13 protein-coding genes are annotated in these 18091 nt (G+C 53.0%); 5 read left to right on the forward strand and 8 right to left on the reverse strand.

Annotated features, from left to right (window positions below):
* Window positions 1-139: 139 nt before the first annotated feature.
* From HMPREF1640_RS00590 to HMPREF1640_RS00625, 8 genes are all read right to left on the reverse strand, one after another.
* On the reverse strand, window positions 140-1636 hold the full coding sequence (locus HMPREF1640_RS00590) for a PepSY-associated TM helix domain-containing protein (RefSeq protein ID WP_156098651.1): 1497 nt from the start codon (window positions 1634-1636) through the stop codon (window positions 140-142).
* A 17-nt stretch (window positions 1637-1653) separates the two neighbouring features.
* Complete coding sequence (locus HMPREF1640_RS00595; RefSeq protein ID WP_036891492.1) at window positions 1654-2529, reverse strand: hypothetical protein; 876 nt, start codon at window positions 2527-2529, stop codon at window positions 1654-1656.
* A gap of 14 nt (window positions 2530-2543) precedes the next feature.
* Window positions 2544-4097: a DUF438 domain-containing protein gene (locus HMPREF1640_RS00600; RefSeq protein WP_036891493.1), complete on the reverse strand. Its 1554-nt coding sequence runs from the start codon at window positions 4095-4097 to the stop codon at window positions 2544-2546.
* A 47-nt stretch (window positions 4098-4144) separates the two neighbouring features.
* The gene (locus HMPREF1640_RS00605; RefSeq protein WP_036891494.1) at window positions 4145-4849 is read right to left on the reverse strand and encodes an HmuY family protein; all 705 of its coding nucleotides are present in this window, start codon (window positions 4847-4849) and stop codon (window positions 4145-4147) included.
* 1 nt (window position 4850) lies between these two features.
* Window positions 4851-7010, reverse strand: coding sequence for a TonB-dependent receptor plug domain-containing protein (locus tag HMPREF1640_RS00610; RefSeq protein WP_369699807.1), 2160 nt, complete (start codon window positions 7008-7010; stop codon window positions 4851-4853).
* A 70-nt stretch (window positions 7011-7080) separates the two neighbouring features.
* Window positions 7081-7737 (reverse strand): DUF4903 family protein, encoded by a 657-nt coding sequence (locus HMPREF1640_RS00615; protein WP_052051640.1) that lies wholly within the window; start codon window positions 7735-7737, stop codon window positions 7081-7083.
* 10 nt (window positions 7738-7747) lie between these two features.
* Window positions 7748-8098 (reverse strand): hypothetical protein, encoded by a 351-nt coding sequence (locus HMPREF1640_RS00620; RefSeq protein WP_156098653.1) that lies wholly within the window; start codon window positions 8096-8098, stop codon window positions 7748-7750.
* Window positions 8099-8287: 189 nt separating this feature from the next.
* Window positions 8288-9727, reverse strand: coding sequence for a leucine-rich repeat domain-containing protein (locus tag HMPREF1640_RS00625; protein ID WP_052051641.1), 1440 nt, complete (start codon window positions 9725-9727; stop codon window positions 8288-8290).
* Window positions 9728-10450: 723 nt separating this feature from the next.
* Between HMPREF1640_RS00625 and HMPREF1640_RS00635 the strand changes: the two genes are divergently transcribed.
* From HMPREF1640_RS00635 to HMPREF1640_RS00655, 5 genes are all read left to right on the forward strand, one after another.
* Window positions 10451-13936 (forward strand): SusC/RagA family TonB-linked outer membrane protein, encoded by a 3486-nt coding sequence (locus tag HMPREF1640_RS00635; RefSeq protein WP_369699808.1) that lies wholly within the window; start codon window positions 10451-10453, stop codon window positions 13934-13936.
* A gap of 6 nt (window positions 13937-13942) precedes the next feature.
* Window positions 13943-15490, forward strand: a complete 1548-nt coding sequence (locus tag HMPREF1640_RS00640) for a RagB/SusD family nutrient uptake outer membrane protein (RefSeq protein ID WP_036891497.1) — start codon at window positions 13943-13945, stop codon at window positions 15488-15490.
* 32 nt (window positions 15491-15522) lie between these two features.
* A complete protein-coding gene (locus tag HMPREF1640_RS00645; protein ID WP_036891511.1) occupies window positions 15523-16152 on the forward strand; it encodes a hypothetical protein in 630 nt (209 codons plus the stop codon).
* Window positions 16153-16154: 2 nt separating this feature from the next.
* A complete protein-coding gene (locus HMPREF1640_RS00650; protein ID WP_052051642.1) occupies window positions 16155-16619 on the forward strand; it encodes a hypothetical protein in 465 nt (154 codons plus the stop codon).
* Window positions 16620-16724: 105 nt separating this feature from the next.
* Entirely contained in the window at window positions 16725-18035 is a 1311-nt protein-coding gene (locus HMPREF1640_RS00655; protein ID WP_036891498.1) for a thioredoxin domain-containing protein, read from the forward strand.
* The last annotated feature ends 56 nt before the right edge of the window (window positions 18036-18091 follow it).

Below are 18091 nucleotides of genomic sequence, written 5' to 3' on the forward strand. Positions count from 1 at the left end.
CCAATTTTTCAGAATCGCCCCCCTATGTTTGTAACATGGCGAGCGTCTCCTCAAAACACGCATGGCCATTTATTGTACCAAGGGGTTAATCTCAATAGCAAAATGAAACACCATACTTTTTCTACTGAGCCAAAAAACGCTAATCTCCGCGCGAGTGTTGCCGCCTTTTCTTATCGAAGAATAGGGTGGGCAGCGATAAATTTCTTCCAAGTATCTTCCAACCACTCCAAAGGCACCATACACAAGCCACGCCCATGAGGAAGATGTAAAAAAGAGACGCCATGCCCAAAAAGGTAAAAATGCGTCCTGTGTGCACTTCTATGCAAACGTTGCGTAATGACATGGGCAGCGTTGCCATGCTGTCGGGCATACGAAGGCGAGAATTACCCTTCTTGTAATCCACCGCCATGCCCTTGTCGTCCAAGTCTGATGAAAATCCTGCGATGGCATGGCTTCCAAAAGGACTCCCACTAACGGAACGCGCCTTTTGGCGCGTGAAATAATCAATGACGGACTGACGCGTTCTGTCCCATACGTACATGCCGCTGAACGAGCCTATCAGCCATGCGTCGCGATGAGAGTGTTGCTCGACATTGATGCCCATGACGCTCACGGGAGGCTGCACCTTCTCTCGTTGCGGTACGTCGCGCAAGTGGCGAAGAGAATAGAAACCGTCCGACGCGTACAACAGCCAGTCGGCTTTATCCTCATCATACCGCAGCGAGCGCAGACAGCCATTCCATGGGTTGTCGCTATCCATGGAAGAAAAAGGTATGGGCGGTATTTTGCCGGAGGCTATGGCTATGAGCGCGGGCGGACGCAGCATCCAGCCCGTAATGGTCAGCAACAACAGAAAGAACATTGCGCCTCGCCCCAACTTGTCGTGCCATGTTATGAGCCTTCGCCTCGCGCGTGCCCCCTGCGATGAATGGGAACGAGGCGCGAATGAATAATATACGCCTGAGATGGAGAGAAACAAGAGGATTAGTCCCACCGCATCGACAAAGAGCTTGCCAGCCATACCAAACAGTCCGCCTCCATGAAGAAGCCATATCGTTCGGAAGAGCGAAACCTTCCCTTTGTCTTTGTCTGTTTTCGTCAAGGTGATTTTTTGGAAGTCGTGATAAGGATAGCGAGACAGATATACGTAAGACCGCCCCGTGACGATGAGCGAGTCGCCCTTCCGCGTAATGTCGCTCAACTTTTCATGCTTGCCTTGAAGAATATCAACTTGTTCCCATGCGCCGTGGGGGTTCAAACGATACAAATGACGTTGGCTCATGGCGTATAGACTGCCATTGGGCATGACCGTCATTCCACGAATGTTTCGGAGGTCGGCGCCTTTGGGCAGCCCATGGTTAAAGTCGGTTATCGTGTCCGCGTCCTTGTCTTTCGCCCAAATGCCGGCGTTGCCGTATATCAACACTTTGTCTCGCCATTTCTGCGTGCCGCGAAGCAATCCTTGGTTCCACTGGCTGTATCGATATTCTGAGGGTAACAGTGTCCTGCTGATATCGATGCCTTGAAACAACTTGGCGTGATTGAGTACTATTCCCGAGAGACAAAAGAGTATGACGAACGGGGCCAAGACAATCCCCAGCCATTTATGGTGTCGCCTCCATGCAGTTTTCTTCATTCCGGCTTCTTTTGTCGTTAGGCTGCTCTTTTTCGTTTTTTGCCCTTGAGCCAAAGATAAGCGCCCAACAGGCAGAACGCCATGAGTATGACGAGTATTTGCCATGCGTGTTTCTCAGGCTCTATCCAAAACTCTTGGAAGAAGTTTATTCTTCCCAATATTTCCACGGGAGTCCAAAAGATGATGACGGTGGCGATAGCCATTCGTATGTTCGCGCCCCATGCGGCAATGCGCGATTGGTGTCTCAGCATGAAGATGGACCCCGCGAGACACCCCACTCCCACGAGGAACGTCACGGGATGATGGTCGCCAAGGAAAGTCTTGTCGTAGCAGAACATGAGCAGCAAGTACATCGCCCAAAGAATCATGTTCAGTTCCATGAACGTGACGATGCTCGTGTGGCGCGTCATGGGTTGCGCCGCCACTACCTTGCGCTTGTTTCGGAAACATACCTTTTGTATCCATGTTATCAGGTCGCATCCGTTCTTCGTGCTGAACACATACATGGTCATCACCATCATCCACAAGCCAAACGAGGCGGGCATGATAAGGTATTCGGGCTTCGTCACCACCACGCCGTTCTCTATCTCCGGCTGGACGCCATAGCGTCGGGCATAATACAGGAAGAGAAACTCCACCCAGCCCGTCCAGAAAAGCAGTCCGCCGAAGAGCCCCCACAGCGTCTGCCGGGTGTCGCCCTTCACGAACACGCCGACGACAACCATGGCGAGGCCTGCCAGGCCCATCGTAAAGCCGGCGACGTGCATGGCGCCCTCGCTCATGAATTTCTCCATCAATATCATCAGCGCATGACCCAAGGGCATGGCGAAAAGCACCAATAGAAATGAGGCGATGGTGCGCCACCAGTAGTGTTCTCTTGCTTTTGTATCCATATTGTCAAGGTATATTATGATTGCCCGTCGCGATGTATGGCTTGCTGTATCATCGCGATGAGCTTTTGCGTTCCTAATCCGGACCGTTCTCCCGCCATCTTGATGGTGGCCTTTTTCAGTATCAGTTTGCCCAATGCCGTCTGTAACATCTTGAAGGGCGCGTACTGCCGGGCCAAGTCTTCCTTCAGGCCGGGATATTGCGAGAAGAGATCTTTGAGCTTCGTGTCCTCGTTAATCTCTGTTGCCTGTTTGGCGTTGTCGTCCCGGTTTTCCGTTGGCTCGGCCGTCGTGGCGTCGGGCGTTGTGGTGGGCGTCCCCTCCTCGTCTGCCCATGTGAGAAGCGTCCGCGACCCGGTGAGGGACCGTATGTGGGTGCAGTCTTGCATCACTTCGAGAATGCCCCTGAAATCGCCTCGCTTGTCTCTCACGGCATAGTAGGTGATATAGATAAACAGGTTGGGCTTGTCAATCCAGAATTCCGCCTTGCTCTGTTCGCCACTTCGCATCTTTTCCACTATTTCACGAACGATGTGCACACTCTTGCGCGGATGGCAGTTTTCCACCTTGCGCCCTATAACGTTTTTGGATCGTGGAAATATGCGGTGGTCGGTGTCGGAGTAGAATTGCACCAACTCATCTTCGTTGACAAACGAGATGTCGAAAGGCAAATGCTGGTAGATGAGATTGATTTGCTCGAGCGTGAGCTTGCCTGTTGTCACGTCTAACGGTTGGTCTCGTCCCACGGCGTAGCCATGCTTCGCCAGCAGCGATTGCAGTTCTTGCGCGAAACTGTCCGTGGGCCGTATGTCGTCTTTTTCCTTCTCTGTCCCTGCCACCTCGAAGAAGGCGAAACCTATCTCTTGGTCACCGCTCTTCATTTCCTCAAATTCCTCTTCTTTGATCAAGGCGAGCGAGGTTGGGTAGAGAATGGCCTCTTCTTTGTCCATCAAGTCGCGGAGATAGGGTATCAGCTCTTTCACTTGCGCAATAAAAGCCTCTTCGTCGTTGGCTTCAAGCAATGGTCTCAACTTCTTCACGCTGTTGGAAATCATGTCGTCAAAGGTCCACATGGTGACGGTGGGTCGGTCGAACCCTTTTTTCTCGAGCAGCGGATAGAGCTGGTTTTGCTTTCGGGTATAGTGTATGAGGTAGGCGGAGGCTTTGTCCAACAGTTCCAGCCACTGGTTTTTGATCACGGGATACTGCGCCAAGTCTTCCGCGGCGTTCAGCACGCGACGCATCTCCTCATTCTCGCGATAGTAGTGTCGGATGGGATGATCATCAGGCAAGGCTGGAATGCTGTAATCCATCATCTCCTCCAATAGCTTGTTTAGGTCTGAGAGATTTTCCTTGAAACATTCCTCGGGGTTTTCTTCCGTCATTGTCTGCTCCATCAAGGCGTAATGATAGGGGCGCAGCTTGCCCACTTTCTCTTTCAGTTGTCGTTTGGCTTCCTCGAGCGAAATGGCGCCAAGGGCGTATCGCTTTTTGATGTCGGCCAAATATTGCAGTCGTTCTATCTCTATCGCGGGCAGGTGGCGCCGCATTTCGCATGTTTCCTTTTTCATCGGAGTTGTGTTTTCGCGTTTACGATATAACGAGCGAAACGTATGTTTTATTTCAGCTCGTCACAATAATAGCTCATTTGTCCGCCCGTGTCGTCGATTTCGGTATGTTGATTGTACCAACTCACGATTTGCAACTTGAAGTAACGCTTTCCGTCGGCGGTACGCACCGCGTAGACATGGTGTGAGGGCGTGTAGGTCATGGGTGGCCCGGAGAGAGACATGTTCCCTTCCAGCAGTGGGTTCGCGCTTGTGAGCGTGCGTTGTGGTCCGTTGTTGGGGTCGAACCATGGGTTTTCCTTTGGGTCGAGCTTGTGCGTGTTCACATAGCGAAACCAGTCGTTTTGCGAGTAGGTTATCATCACCGTGGTGTCGTTGTCCACTATCCACTTTTCTGTTTTTGGCAGTTGCTCCACGCGTTGCCAATGGTCGTAGTCGCCAAATCCAAGGTCTATGGCGCCACCTTTCCCCTTTCCGCTCGTGCCGCTGTTGGTGCGGACATGATAGCCACAGAAAGCGATGTCCCAATCCATCCGGCCCTGTTGCTGTCCCTCCCTGATATCCCTGTTGGGGGCGGTGCGGTTGAATGTCTCGCCGGTTCGCAGGTTGAAATATATCCAGTCGTTGGTAACCCCGGTGGTATAGCTCGCCACGCGTGGCATCACCTTTCCCGTAAACTCTTCCGCGTCATACGACACGCAAGAGGTCATGGAAAGAAAAAGGCATAGTAGCGATGGGAGTGATATAGTCTTCATCTTATTGTATTTTATATTCAAACTGTGCGTACACTCTCGCTCCTGCCGTGGCCGGAACGCTGAACGCGGTGAGTCCCGAGCCAAGCGTCTTGGGTTTGTAGTTAAAGATGTTGTCCACCCCCAGCGACAGCCGGAACCTCTCCTTGTAAGTCTGTGCCACGTTTAGGTTGCATAGCGTGTAAGAGGGCAACGAGCAACGGAAATAAGCGTCATGCGACCTGGCGTCTTTCTCCACGTACACCCTGTCTTGCACGTCATATTGCTTCTCGCCCATTATTTGCGCGTTGACATAAGCGTCGATCCGGTAGTTTTTCTTGGCGTGGCTGTATTTTATGCCCACCGTGGCGGCGTGCGGCGACGTGGTGTTGATGCGCAGCCCTTTCTCCTCGCTCACGTACACATACGAGTAAGAAGCGTTCAGCGCGAGCCATTTCCTTGGGGTCCAGCGTCCCAGCAGGTCAATCCCCGCGACTGTCTGGTTGTCGAGGTTGACATACTCAAAGTTGTATTGCATGTCGTAAATGCGCCATACGCCTTCTATCTTGTCGCGAAAGAAGTTGCCATAGAGCGTTCCGTTGAAGAAAAAACGCCGGTCGCTATACTCCACGCCAGTAGAAACATAATTGTTCTTCTCTGGTCTCAAAAACTCATTGCCCTTTATCATGAACATCCCCAAATGGTCCCAGTTGAAGAAGAGTTCCTTGATACTCGGCGATCGGTAACCCATGGAGTAGTTGGCGCGTATGGCCCAATGGTCGTCGGGCGAGTATTTTGCGGCTATCTTGGGCATGTACATAAAGCCAAACGCTCTCGAGAAGTTGGTGCGCACGCCGCAAGAGAGCATCCAATGGTCGTTCGCGGTCCAGTCGTCCTGTACGTAAAACTCGGTCTCGTTCAGTGCGCGCGATGTCATTTTGTGGTTCACGAAGCGGTCGCTCGTGAGTTGGTCCTCACAATATTCCAGTCCCATGACGATCGCGTGCCCTTGAAAATAGTCGCTGGCAAGTGTCAGTCGTGGCTGAAAGATGCGCGAATGATAAACCGGTTTGCGTTCATCACGACGTTCATGACGTTTGAAGCGGTCGTAATAATCGTTGTGCAGGCTTGCCGTAAGCGTAAGCCAGTTTTTCAGCGAGCAGCTCATTTTCATTCCCCATGTGTAGTCGCGTCCCTGTGTCAACACGAGATCTTGCACCAAGTCGTATTGGTTGATGAAGAACATGGATCCGTACACCTGCGCCTTGAAATTCTTTGAGGGCTCAAAATATAGTTTTTGCGAGGCGATGAGATGCTCCCTGCCCTCTATGCCCATGGGCGGACGCGGAAAGCTGCTTTCCAAGACGATGTCCTTTTCCAAGAAAGGGTTTGCCTCTTTCGTGTAGACCTTGCGGTCGTTCTTGTCTTGGTACAGGTAGAAAGCGTCGCTTTCGCTGTACCATGCGTCAGTTTGCGAAGTGAACGCTCCTTTTTTGAATCCTGCCGACAGCCATCCTTGTACATTTGGGCGGTCGGCGTTCTTTTCAAACATGTAAATAAAATCTTTCTTCTTGGGATGTTTGAAGTTGCGCTCGTTCATCTGCCCCCATCGCGCGCCGGCGTCAAAGGCAAACGGCTCGTTGGTCTTCTTTGTGATAATGTTGATGACCGCTCCCGAGGCGCGACTGCCATAGAGCGTGCTGCTGGCTCCTTTCACAATCTCCACGCGGTCTATGGCATGCAGGTTGAAACGCTCATAGTCGAGATTACCCGCCATGTCGCCCGTCATGCGCTCGCCGTCTGTAAGGAAAAGAACATGACGAGCGTCCAAGCCGTCAAGGTTGATCTCGCTGCCGAAGTTTACTTTCTGTATGCTTAGCCCCGGCGTCTCGTGTTGCAGGGCTTGCTGAAAGTCGCCGTACCCACTCTCCACCAATCCCTTTCCGCTGAGCACCCGCGTGGTGATGGGCGACAGCTTCACCGGTCGAGCCGACTGCGACCCCATCACCACCACGCCGCCTAACTGCATGGTCTTCGTTGTGTCCAACTTCGTTTCTTGCTTGTCCTGTGCCAAGGCAGGCCGCGCGCCTAAACCTGCCAGGACGAGGACAAACGAAATAAATGTTGTTCCTGTCTTCACTGTTCTTTTTTTATACTTAACCCCACAGTCCACAAGCGCGAGCATCCATGCAAGGCTGGCACTGTAAATAAGCCTCGCCAGCTCGCCGGGCCGTTTTCGCGGCAGGGCGCATTTGTCATAATCCATGCCCTTCCTTGTAGGCCGCCAAATCCGCCTCGTATTTGGCAAGATCTTTCTCGTAGGTGTCCATCTTCGAATAGTCAATGGTTTGCAGAAAGACATAGCTTTGCATCAGCATGACATTGAAGTTGGTTGAAAACTCTATTTGCTTGGTGTTTACGTTCAGAAAGCCTTTTACATAACCACTTCCGCCATCGCCATTTTCATATTCGTGGTTGTTGTCGTTCTTATTTGGCATATAAGTCGTTGAACCATATTCACCTATAAATTTCACCCAGCCATTGCCCTTGTATTCGTCCTTTTCCCACGAGTTAAGATGCGTAATCTTGCAATCAATGTTAAACCATATCTGTACAGGCATTTTGCCTACGGAAAAATTCTTCAACTGGATGTTCAGAGGTTTGTCAGAGCCCTCGTTCCAATGAAAATAATATTTCAAAGGGCATCCCTCGGGTAGCAGAGTCTTGTCTACAGTGGCCATCATAGCCCTAGAACGCAAAATGATGCTATCTTTCAATATCTCCTTTACTTTGTTTGCGTATTCTGCATCCACAGGGGTTTGTTCAATCTTTTCATCTCCTGAGCAGGAGACACAGATCGAACAAACCATGAAGGCCAAGTAGAGGAACAAATGTTTCTTACTTGTTGCCATTGTTCAAATATTATATTTTTTCCCCCGTAAAATCAAAACTTATGACATAGCCACCCTTGTAGTCTGGGATGATAGCCTCTATATGGAATGTCAGGTTGTTGTCGGTAACATTTCCCGTGAGGCTGGTTACATTGAAATCTTTACTCAACACTGTAATTTTTTTGAACAGTTGGATATAAATATGTGCATATCCCGACGCATTGCTGATTGCACCATTCGGCTGCAAAACATCAAATACTACTTTCTTAAGTGTAAAGTCCATGTCATGATAGGTGATTCCTGCCGCAAGAAAGGCGGCATGTCCACTAAGGCAACATCTGCCGTCCTCCGTAGGAGCAACCGTGAAAGTTAAGTCGTTCATGTCTCTCACATGTTTACCTCCCATATACACGTTTGTTGCAGACCCCTTAAACTGGACTTCATTGTTAATTACTTGAGCGTTAACACTTACGAAGCTCGCCATAAGAAGTACGAGCAATGAAAATATTAATCGTTTCATACCCAATGAATTTTAAAAGTGAAAAAAGTTTATAAATAATACATGGCATTATTACCATGGTTTCTTTTTCCATATATCCATCCATCTCACGTCCTCATGACGTCCCCAAGGATGTGGCATATACTGTCCTTCAACTTCAAAACTATTATTGTCTATATATTTTATATTGTTCTTGATAAAGTCTTTTGTTTCCTGACGATTGAAAATATCCTGATCTATACCCAACCCAGAATGGCGTTCCTGTGTTTTTTTACCCATATTAACGCTATATTTCATAGTTGGGTAGATAATCTGCGCATTTTTTAATTCATATAAATCACATCTATAAAAAGACTCAAATTGCGAAAGATCCAGCTTCTTTAATTTGGGCAAATAGCAGAAAGTCATATTGTTCATGATGTACGCCTTCTTAGGAAAGCTGATTTCCTCAAGATCCGGACAGTCTTTGATTTCCACCCACGATACATCCATATCTGTCATCTCCAATGGTATGCTGCGTTGTCCCAATTTGGTAGAATGGCTCATGTCCATTTTCTTGATAGAGCGACAAGTGTACATGTGCCCATGAAACAAATCGGTATTTGCAGACATATCTATGCCGTTAAGCAAGTCAAGATGCTCTAACTGGAAAAATGATATTTGTTTAGGCATTTTCAGATAAGGAACTTTTGTATATTCTTCTGAAGTGACACCTAATGTTGTTCCTTTGAAACTCTTGTTGTGTAGAACATATTGGAAACCGTCAGCATTTTTTCCTTCAAAAATAACAATAGGATTGTTGCTTTGCTCGGGTGAGGTCATTCGTCTGCTCACATCAATAAGTGTATCCTTATTTTCTGTAATGACAAATAATTGGGAGAAACTTTCGTAGAGTTGTTTTCTGACTATGGCATCAGGCACATTACGCAAGGTGTTATATGTGTTCAACTTTCCATTTGCGTCTGCCATTTTCATATCAACGGCTTTCTTGTCCATTTCCGACTTTTTATAAAAAGCTACAATCTCATCCTGATCGTATTTTGCGCCTTCAGGAAGATACAACTTTTCAAAGTGGCGTTTAATGTCGGTAGCCTCGTATCCTGTAGCCTCTACATTGTCGGTATTTGCCAGTCCCTTAAATTCGTAAATGTCATTGCCTGTCAAATCCACGCCGGTAACCTGCGCCGGAAGTTTGGCAAAGTCGAACGTCGGTCCATATCCGTTGTTGGCCAATTTCACCTCTTTCAGGTTGGGCAGGACGTCAAGGCCGCTCAAATCTTTCAGCTTGGTGCCGCTCAGGTCGAGCGAGGTGGTGTTGTTCGCCAAGTCGTTGAGCTCCAATTTGCCGTCTTTGTCAAACTGATAGCCTTTCTGCTTCAGTATGTTCATCAACTCCGTGTTCTTCAGGGCGGTTGCGCTGTACTTGACAACAGCGTCGTCACTGCTGCACGAGGCAAGCCCCATGACAAATAATGCCAATGCTGGCAAGGCTAAATTCTTAACGATTTTCATTTGTAAAAAAAATTAATGTTTTCGAGTGCAAAGTTAGGGCAATGGTTTGGATGTCACAATACTTATTTTTTATGATTTATTTCGCCATATGGGACCATCCTCATAAATGAGGATATAACTTTGGCCGTTTATATCCTCATTTATGAGGATGTCCCCGGGCGCGTTGGCAGCGTGGGCGAATGGGCGCGCGCCGCTTGCCGCCAACGCGCCGCGCCGTGCCAGGCGTCGCGTGTTGGCGGCCAACCCGGGGCAAGCCGCGCCCCCCAAAAACAAGTGGCCGCGTGGGAGAAAACGCGCCGTGGCGCGATTGGGGCTCAATCGGGTGTCGATTAATGCTCAATCGGGTGTCGATTAATGCCCAATCGGGCGGTGATTAATGCCCAATCGGGCGGTGATTGACGCCCAATTGCCTTTTCCTGAAATCACTTGTCAGTTTTTGTTGTTGTTCTTCGCTTTAATTGTCAAAATAAAACACATACAACAGTCATGACAAAACTCATTTGTCCTGAATGGCTTGGCACATTGTTTCTCGTTGTACTCCAAACGACTTGTCATGCTCGTCAGGCAGAGGGGCTGCCGCCCTGTATGCCGTGATAAATGTTAAAAAAACACATACGCGTGTTTTTTTTTGCGGAAAATATTAATTTTGCAATATTGGAGATTTATTTTAAACTTTATATTAATCTACTTTAACGCATGAACAACAACCATTCAAGCATTTTTATGCAAAAATTGGTCATGGCGAGACGTGCTGCGACCAATGTGTTTTTGACGGTTTTGACGATGATGGCGTTGGTGTGCGTAGGCTCGCCGGGAGCGTCGGCCCAGACCCCCGACCATCATTTCTCCGTCTCGTTCAAAGACAAGAGCCTGCCTGCCATACTCGACTTTATCGGCCAGCAGGGCGGCTACACGGTGAGCTATACCGACGAGGTGAGAAACTATCCCACCACGCTAACCGTGTCGTTTGATAACGTGACGGCCGCGCAAGCGGCGCGACAGTTGCTCAGCCACACGCCTTTCGCCTGTAGCGTCGAGGGCCACGCGCTGCGCGTCTACCGCATGGAGAGCGTCAAGAAAGACGACGGCCGCAAGCTGACGGGCGCGGTCAAGGACAACAACGGAGAGCCCGTGCCCTTTGCCACGCTGCAAATCAAGGGCACCAATATTGGCGTGGTGACAGACGCGGATGGCAAGTTCGCGTTAAGGGTTGACCGCGACAAGGGCACCCTCACGGCCACGTGCGTGGGCTACGAGACCGCGGCCGCGCCTTTCGCGGTGGGCCAACCCCTCGCTATCGTCATGCGCGCGTCGGTGCAATCCATCGGCGAGGTGCAGGTCATTGCCTATGGCAAGCGCAACACCCGCGAGATGGTGGGCGCCGTGTCGTCCGTGAAGGCCGAGCAATTGCAAAACGTGCCCAACCCGTCGCTTGAGACATTGTTGCAGGGGCGCATGGCTGGCGTGAGCGTGAGCAACCTCTCGGGCACACCCGGCGGCGGTGGGTCGCAAGTCACCATACGCGGTTTCAGCTCGCTCAACCAGCAGGGCGTGAACGACGGCACGCCGCTGTTTGTCATAGACGGCGTGCCCGTGGTGGCCACGTCGGGCGCGAACACTGGCGGCATCAACACCTTGGCGGGCCTCGACCCCTCGAGCATAGAGTCGGTGGAGGTGCTCAAAGACGCGGCCTCGGCGTCGCTATACGGCTCCCGAGCCTCCAACGGCGTGATACTTATCACCACCAAGAAGGGCAAGAGCGGCCGGGCCGAGTTCAATGTCAACGTCTCGCAGACGCTCTCGTGGCTGCCCGCCACGCCTACGCAAATTATGGGCAAGGGCGAGCGCGATTTTGCCACGCTTTTGGCCAAGAGCCAGCGTACCGGCCATTATGACTGGATGGAGGGCCGCGCCGTCATGCCCAAGGGTTATAACGACACGTGGGGATGGGACACTAACAACGATGGGTCTTTCGACTATTTTTGGCGCAACGGCAAGGTGCTGGAAAACGAGAGCCGTCTGCCCGGCGTGGTGCAAGACTCGCTCAACACCTTTTACAACAACCGCACCAACTGGTGGGATTACGCCTTTCGCGTGGGACGTATCACCAAGGCCGACGCGCAGATCGCTGGCGGAACCGACAACGTGCGCTATATGGTAAACGCCGGCGTGTACGACGAGCGCGGCATCATGATTAGTTCCAGTTTCAGACGCTTGAGCTTGCTGTCCAACCTTGACGCCAAGCTCACCCCCAAGGTAGACGCTTATGTCAGGCTCAACATGGCATACGCCAACCAGAACGCCGCCGACATGGGCAAGGTGCAGGGCCTGACGTTCGACCCCAAGAACACCAACACCCTCATGCCGGGCAGGGGCTCGGTGGCCGAGGAGCAAGCCGTGAGAAACCTGCGCGACGTGGATAGGCAAAACTCAAACTATAACATCCGCGCCGCCGTTGGCCTGAACTGCGACATCGCGAGGGGCTTGCGCTTCTCCACGTCGTTCTCCATAGACCACTACGCCACCCGGGCATACACTTTCACCCCCGACTACCTCACCTATGACCGGCTCAGCAACATCAACGCCAACAACGTGATGATGACCAACCTGCAGACCGAGAACCTGCTCACCTACAAGTTTGACATAGCCAAGCGGCACAACGTGGAGCTGCTCGGTGGTTTCACTTACAACCGAGACCTGCTGCAATCGTTGGGCGGCGAGGCCAAGGGCGGCCCCACCAACCGTATAAAATACGCCGGCGAGGGCTGGCCACAGTTGCGCACCAACGAGTATGGCACCGTGGAGGCTCTGCAACGGCTGCTCACCAACAAGGAGGAGCAGGCCATGAGCAGCTTTCTCGGGCGAGTGGCTTACAACTACAAGAAACGCTACCTTGGCGAGTTCTCCATCCGCGCCGACGGCTCGTCGGTGTTCGGCAGCGACGTCAGGTGGGGCACTTTCCCATCCGTGGGGTTGGGATGGGCCTTCAGCGAAGAGCCATTCATGAAACCGCTTTGGTGGCTCAGCTTCGGCAAGTTGCGCGCCTCGTGGGGCCGCTCGGGGCAGAAATTCCAAGAAGCCTACCTCGCGCTGGGCGTCATGTCGGAGGCCAACACCTTCCTCGGGAGCCTCGGCCTCGTGCCCGAGTACCTGGCCAACAACAAGCTCACGTGGGAGAAGAGCGACCAGTACGACTTGGGACTGGACTTGCAACTGTTTGATTACAGGTTGAACGTCAAGCTCGACTACTATTACAAATACTCTGACGCGCTGCTCATGCAGACCTCGTTGCCGGGCAATTTCTTCTTCGCCAACAAGATATGGAGCAACGCCTCGGCCATCTCGAACGAGGGTGTAGAGCTTGAGGTGTCGGCCGATGTCATTCGTCGCGACGACCTGCGCTGGACGTTGGGTTTCAATCTCAGCCGCAACCAGAACCTCTTCCGCAAGTCGTTCAACGGCGAGGATCTCACCGACAAGGTGCTCGGACGTCCCGTGTACGGCATCTACACTTTCAAGGACGAGGGCATCGTGCAGAGCGAGGACCAGATACCTTATTATTATAACCAGCAGGGCAAGCGCACGCCGCTCTACTTCATCTCGGAGAACAACCCCCTGCGCGTGGGCGGCCGGAAAATCAAGGACCAGAACATGGACGGCCGTATAGACAACGACGACGTGTATTACGCCGGCAGCACGCTTCCGGCCGCCTATGGAGGCGTGAGCAGCCGCTTGGCATGGAAGGGCTTGACGCTCGACGCGCTGTTCAGCTACATGATAGACCGCAAGATGATGAACATGGTCAAGGGCGGCGCCTTCGCCCTGAACAAGAATTTCGGCGTCATCATGAACGACTATCGCAAGTACACCTTCTGGAAGAAACCCGGCGAGAAAGCCGACTATCCCTCCATGGAATTTGCCGACGAGAGTTACCTCGGGCAGTATGATGGCAACATAGACTCAAACATCGAGCGCGTGAGCTTCTTGCGGCTCAAGCAAGTGGTCTTGGGCTACAACGTGCCCGAGAAATGGCTCAAAAAGCTCTTCGTCAAGGGCGTGAGCCTCTACGTGTCGGGTGAGAACCTGTTCTTGCTGACCAACTACTCGGGGCTGGACCCTGAGATCGTGAACCCCTATACGGGCAAGGACACCGGCGATCAATACCCCCTGAACCGCAAGGTAACATTCGGCGTAAAACTCAAATTCTAAACAACCATGAAACATCTTGTATATATATTGCCTGTGGCGCTCGGCCTCGCCCTGTCGGCTTGCGACTTGGACCTCAAGCCCGAGAACGGCCTCACGTACGCCAACTCGTTCGACACCGAGCGGGAGCTCAACGCCACCACCTCGTCCATACACTATTTTCTCAACAAGGCCATATCCGATGACAACGCCTTTTGCGCTGCTGGGCTCAAGCTTGACGAGATGAGCGGCGGCGACCAAACACGCCAATGGAACCCCAACACCGTGAAGACCGGCCAAGACTGGGCCGACCTTTACAGCACCATCTTTGAGGCCAACTTGCTTCTTGACAACATTGGCCGCACCCAAGGGCTGACCGAAGCGCGGCGCGCCTTTCACCAAGGGCAAGCCGAGTTCGCCCTCGGAATATGTTACCTCACGCTCGTGCAACGCTATGGTGACGTGCCGCTGACCGTCGACTCAAAAACGATCAAGGCATACGGATGCGCGCCACAGATGGACGTGCTCGGCCAAGCCATAGCCCACGCGCGCAGGGGCATGGACCTTTTGCCCACTTACGACAATCTCACGGACATCAACGGCCAGCCCATCACCAACCGGCAGTTCGCCTCAAAAGGCTCGTGCGCGGCCTTGCTGGCGCACCTGTACGCGTGGCGCGGCAGTGTGACGGAGCTGTATGGCCTGAGGGGAGACGCCAACGCCGACTACGCCAAGGCCGTGGAATACGCCACCATGCTCATTGATGGCAAGGTGGGGGCTTACGCCCTGTGCCCGTCGCCGGAGCAGTTGTGCGAGGCACTCTCCACGCCCGAGCGGCCCAACGCGGAGGAAATATTCTCGTGCGCGTTCGACGCCACGCGCTCCAATTTCTCCAGCACGCCCAACCTCGTGGCCATGAACTATCGCAGCTGGCCGTTGGACGAGACGCAGAATTTGGGCGACATAGTTTCAAATACCACCTATCGCCTGCGCAAATCAACCGTGGACCAGATGTACGACAAGGGCGACATGCGACGCGAGGCCTACTTCTACAATATAGACGAGCCGCACGAGGTGGACGGCGTGGACTACGCGCTGATGCACAAATACCGCGCCGCCCTGTACATCGCCGACCAGTACGCGCCAAGCGGCAAGAGCTTCCGGTCGGTAAATTGCAACTACACTTACTGGCGATTGGCCGATTTCTATTTGCTCCGAGCCGAGTGCAACGCCAAGATGGGTCGCGACGCGGCTGCCATAGCCGACCTGAACGCCATACGCCACAGGGCCGGCGCGGAGCCATATCCAGCCCCGGGAGACACAGAGGGCTTGCGCAAGGCCGTGTTTCGCGAGCGCGAGAAAGAGTTTATATACGAGACCGATGCGCGCTATTTTGACATCGTGCGCAACAATTACGTGGCGTCCGAGCTGCAAGGCAAGTTCACCACGCTCACTCAGCAAGACATACGCGGAGGCGCGCTGACGCTGCCCGTGCCAGATGGCGCCTACAAAGATTCTAACGGAAGGGTCACGAACACCGTCATCAGGCAAAAGCCCTATTGGGTGCGATACATGTAAAAAACGGCAATCACAAAATGAAAAGCAAACGTATGAAAAATATATTGACAGCCATCGCGGTGGCCGCGCTCACCCTCACGGGAGTGGGTTGCACCGATTATAATCTGGTGGACACAGGCGTAGCCAACGGCGACCACCAAACCACCATGTGGGACTACCTCAAGCTCGACTCTTACAACTGGGACTCCACGCGCGTGATGATAGACCACGCCAACCTGCGCTCGGTGTTTGAGGGCACGTCGGAGTATGGCAAGAACATCACCTTTTTTGGCCCCACCAACCACAGCATCAGGCGTTATCTCTTGGCCAATGGGCTCACGAGGGTGAGCGATATACCCGTTGACGAGTGCCGGGAGATGTTGTTGGACTGCGTGTTGCCACAACGCACCATGCTCGACGAATTTGTGCCGGGGCGCCCGTCGGCAGACGCTGACAAGGTGATAGGCACCGGTGGCAAAATGTACCGGATGGCATCGGGCAAGCAATTGTGGATTTACAATTTCAGGACTTCTTACAATGGCGTGCCTGAGGCTGGGCCGGTGGCCATCTTCATCGTGTCGCCATTGACCACCAAGACCACGCAGGTGGCCTCGTCTAACATCAAGACGCTCACCGGTGTGGTACACTCATTGGATTACAACTTCACGCTTAAAGACTTTTAAAAATGAACAACAAGAATACCAAAATCTCCATTTTCGTGGCCCTGCTCACCTTGGCCCTCGCGCTGACGGGCTGCCACCGCATGGACGTGGGCTATCTCAAGACGGCCGACGCCTCGTTCAGTCCGGACACGGTCTATGTGTATCGTTCCATCGACCCCACGTCGGAGCGCGCCCTCAACGGCTCGCCATGGACATCCACGCGCATTCAGGGCGTGTCGGGCACGGCCCCCATCAACTATTCGTACGTGAGTGTCAAGGTCTCGGACGGCGGCGACGCCGAGGCGTTCAACGCCATCGCGAGAGATGGGCTGGTGACCATTCAGGGCGGGTTGATACAGCTGTTCCAAAAAGGCGCGGCCCGATTGCCCGATGGCAAGTACACGCTCACCATACGCGTGAGCAACGAGGACCACGAGGCCACGCTTCGAGACATCTTCACTTTCGTGGTGGCGGAAAAAGAGTTTTAATTCAAAACTCACAACTCGCGTGCCGCGATTTTCAAAATTCGCGTCGTCTCGTGACAGTGCGAGCGTCCGAATTTCCACAATTGTAAACTTAAGACTAACAAGACAATGAACAGAACTGTCAAATATTTGCTCCTTCTCGCCACGGCGCTCGTGGCGCGGACGGGCGTGGCGCAGACCGCCGGCAAGGGTATCAAATTCTTCGATGGCACCTTGAAGGAGGCTTTGGCCGTGGCCCAAAAACAAAACAAACCCGTCTTCGTGGACTTTTACGCCGTGTGGTGCGTGCCGTGCAAGCGCATGGCCAAGCAGGTGTTCACCATCGACTCCGTGGGCGATTATTTCAACGAGCGGTTCGTGTCGGTGCAGGTGGACGCCGAGAAAGCCGACGACGTGGCCAAACAATACAACGTGCAGGCTTTTCCGACACTCGGCTTCCTCAAGCCGGACGGCAAGGCCATATCCATCACCGTGGGCGCCATGGACGCCGCGGCGCTCATGGAGGCGGCGCGCGTGGCGGCCGGCGAGGCCGAGGGTTTCGAGCAATTGTACGCCCTGTACAAGGCCGATGGCGCCAACCTTGACACACAGCGGCGGCTATTGCTCAAGGCTCCCACCTTTCTCGCGGCGCAAGAGGGCATGGAGGCCGAGAAATGGGTGACCCGCATAACGAAGATTTACAACAAGTACATAGCCGCGAAGATGGGGCCGGCGCTCATCAACAAGGACGACTACCTCATTATGTACAACCTCGGCGGCGGCTCGCGCGATGACAAACTGCGGATTATCGATTTCATCAGCGCCAACCTCGACGCGTGGGTAAAGGTCGTGGGAAAGGCGGCCGCTTACTACGTGGTGGAGGGAAACGACGACATCATGGAGCAAATGGCCAAGGATGGCGACGCCAAATACGCCGAGCGAGTGGAGAAAGTGCGAACAGACTACAAGGCGGCCTATGACATGGTGGGCGCGGACGCCATCGCGCCATACGACCGGGCCAAGCTCTACGCTGACGCCATCTACCACCTTTACAAAAGCAAGGACGTGCCGCGATATGTCACGGCTATGACCACGCTGTTCCAAAAGTTGGGCGACAAGGCGCGGCCAGCCGATTACGGAAAGGCTGCGCAGCAACTATACTACGCCGCGGGCTCCAAGCTCACGCCGGCGCAGCACCGACAAGCCATAGAGTGGGTGGAGCGCGCGCTCAAGGATGAGAAGGTGGTGATGAGCCGCGTGAACTACCTCGTGATGCTCGGCGACTCGCACAGGGAGCTCAAGGAGTACGCCAAGGCGCGCGAATACTACAACCAAGGCTATGCCGAGTCGTTGCGAATGGCCAACATGGAAGACGCGCAGGCTCTCGTCCAAATGACCATCCAGCGCAAGCTGTCGGCCCTTGAGCTGTTGGAGAAATAGGCCCACGATACATAAGGGCGACAACCAAGGTCGCCATCATTCCAAAAAACATCACC

The sequence above is a fragment of the Prevotella sp. S7-1-8 genome (genome assembly GCF_000758925.1).
GTDB lineage: Bacteria > Bacteroidota > Bacteroidia > Bacteroidales > Bacteroidaceae > Prevotella.

Coding starts and splice junctions, on each gene's coding strand:
- HMPREF1640_RS00590 (WP_156098651.1), bottom strand. CDS start 1,636: ATGAAGAAAACTGCATGGAGGCGACACCATAAATGGCTGGGGATTGTC.
- HMPREF1640_RS00595 (WP_036891492.1), bottom strand. CDS start 2,529: ATGGATACAAAAGCAAGAGAACACTACTGGTGGCGCACCATCGCCTCA.
- HMPREF1640_RS00600 (WP_036891493.1), bottom strand. CDS start 4,097: ATGAAAAAGGAAACATGCGAAATGCGGCGCCACCTGCCCGCGATAGAG.
- HMPREF1640_RS00605 (WP_036891494.1), bottom strand. CDS start 4,849: ATGAAGACTATATCACTCCCATCGCTACTATGCCTTTTTCTTTCCATG.
- HMPREF1640_RS00610 (WP_369699807.1), bottom strand. CDS start 7,010: ATGCTCGCGCTTGTGGACTGTGGGGTTAAGTATAAAAAAAGAACAGTG.
- HMPREF1640_RS00615 (WP_052051640.1), bottom strand. CDS start 7,737: ATGGCAACAAGTAAGAAACATTTGTTCCTCTACTTGGCCTTCATGGTT.
- HMPREF1640_RS00620 (WP_156098653.1), bottom strand. CDS start 8,098: ATGAACGACTTAACTTTCACGGTTGCTCCTACGGAGGACGGCAGATGT.
- HMPREF1640_RS00625 (WP_052051641.1), bottom strand. CDS start 9,727: ATGAAAATCGTTAAGAATTTAGCCTTGCCAGCATTGGCATTATTTGTC.
- HMPREF1640_RS00635 (WP_369699808.1), top strand. CDS start 10,451: ATGCAAAAATTGGTCATGGCGAGACGTGCTGCGACCAATGTGTTTTTG.
- HMPREF1640_RS00640 (WP_036891497.1), top strand. CDS start 13,943: ATGAAACATCTTGTATATATATTGCCTGTGGCGCTCGGCCTCGCCCTG.
- HMPREF1640_RS00645 (WP_036891511.1), top strand. CDS start 15,523: ATGAAAAATATATTGACAGCCATCGCGGTGGCCGCGCTCACCCTCACG.
- HMPREF1640_RS00650 (WP_052051642.1), top strand. CDS start 16,155: ATGAACAACAAGAATACCAAAATCTCCATTTTCGTGGCCCTGCTCACC.
- HMPREF1640_RS00655 (WP_036891498.1), top strand. CDS start 16,725: ATGAACAGAACTGTCAAATATTTGCTCCTTCTCGCCACGGCGCTCGTG.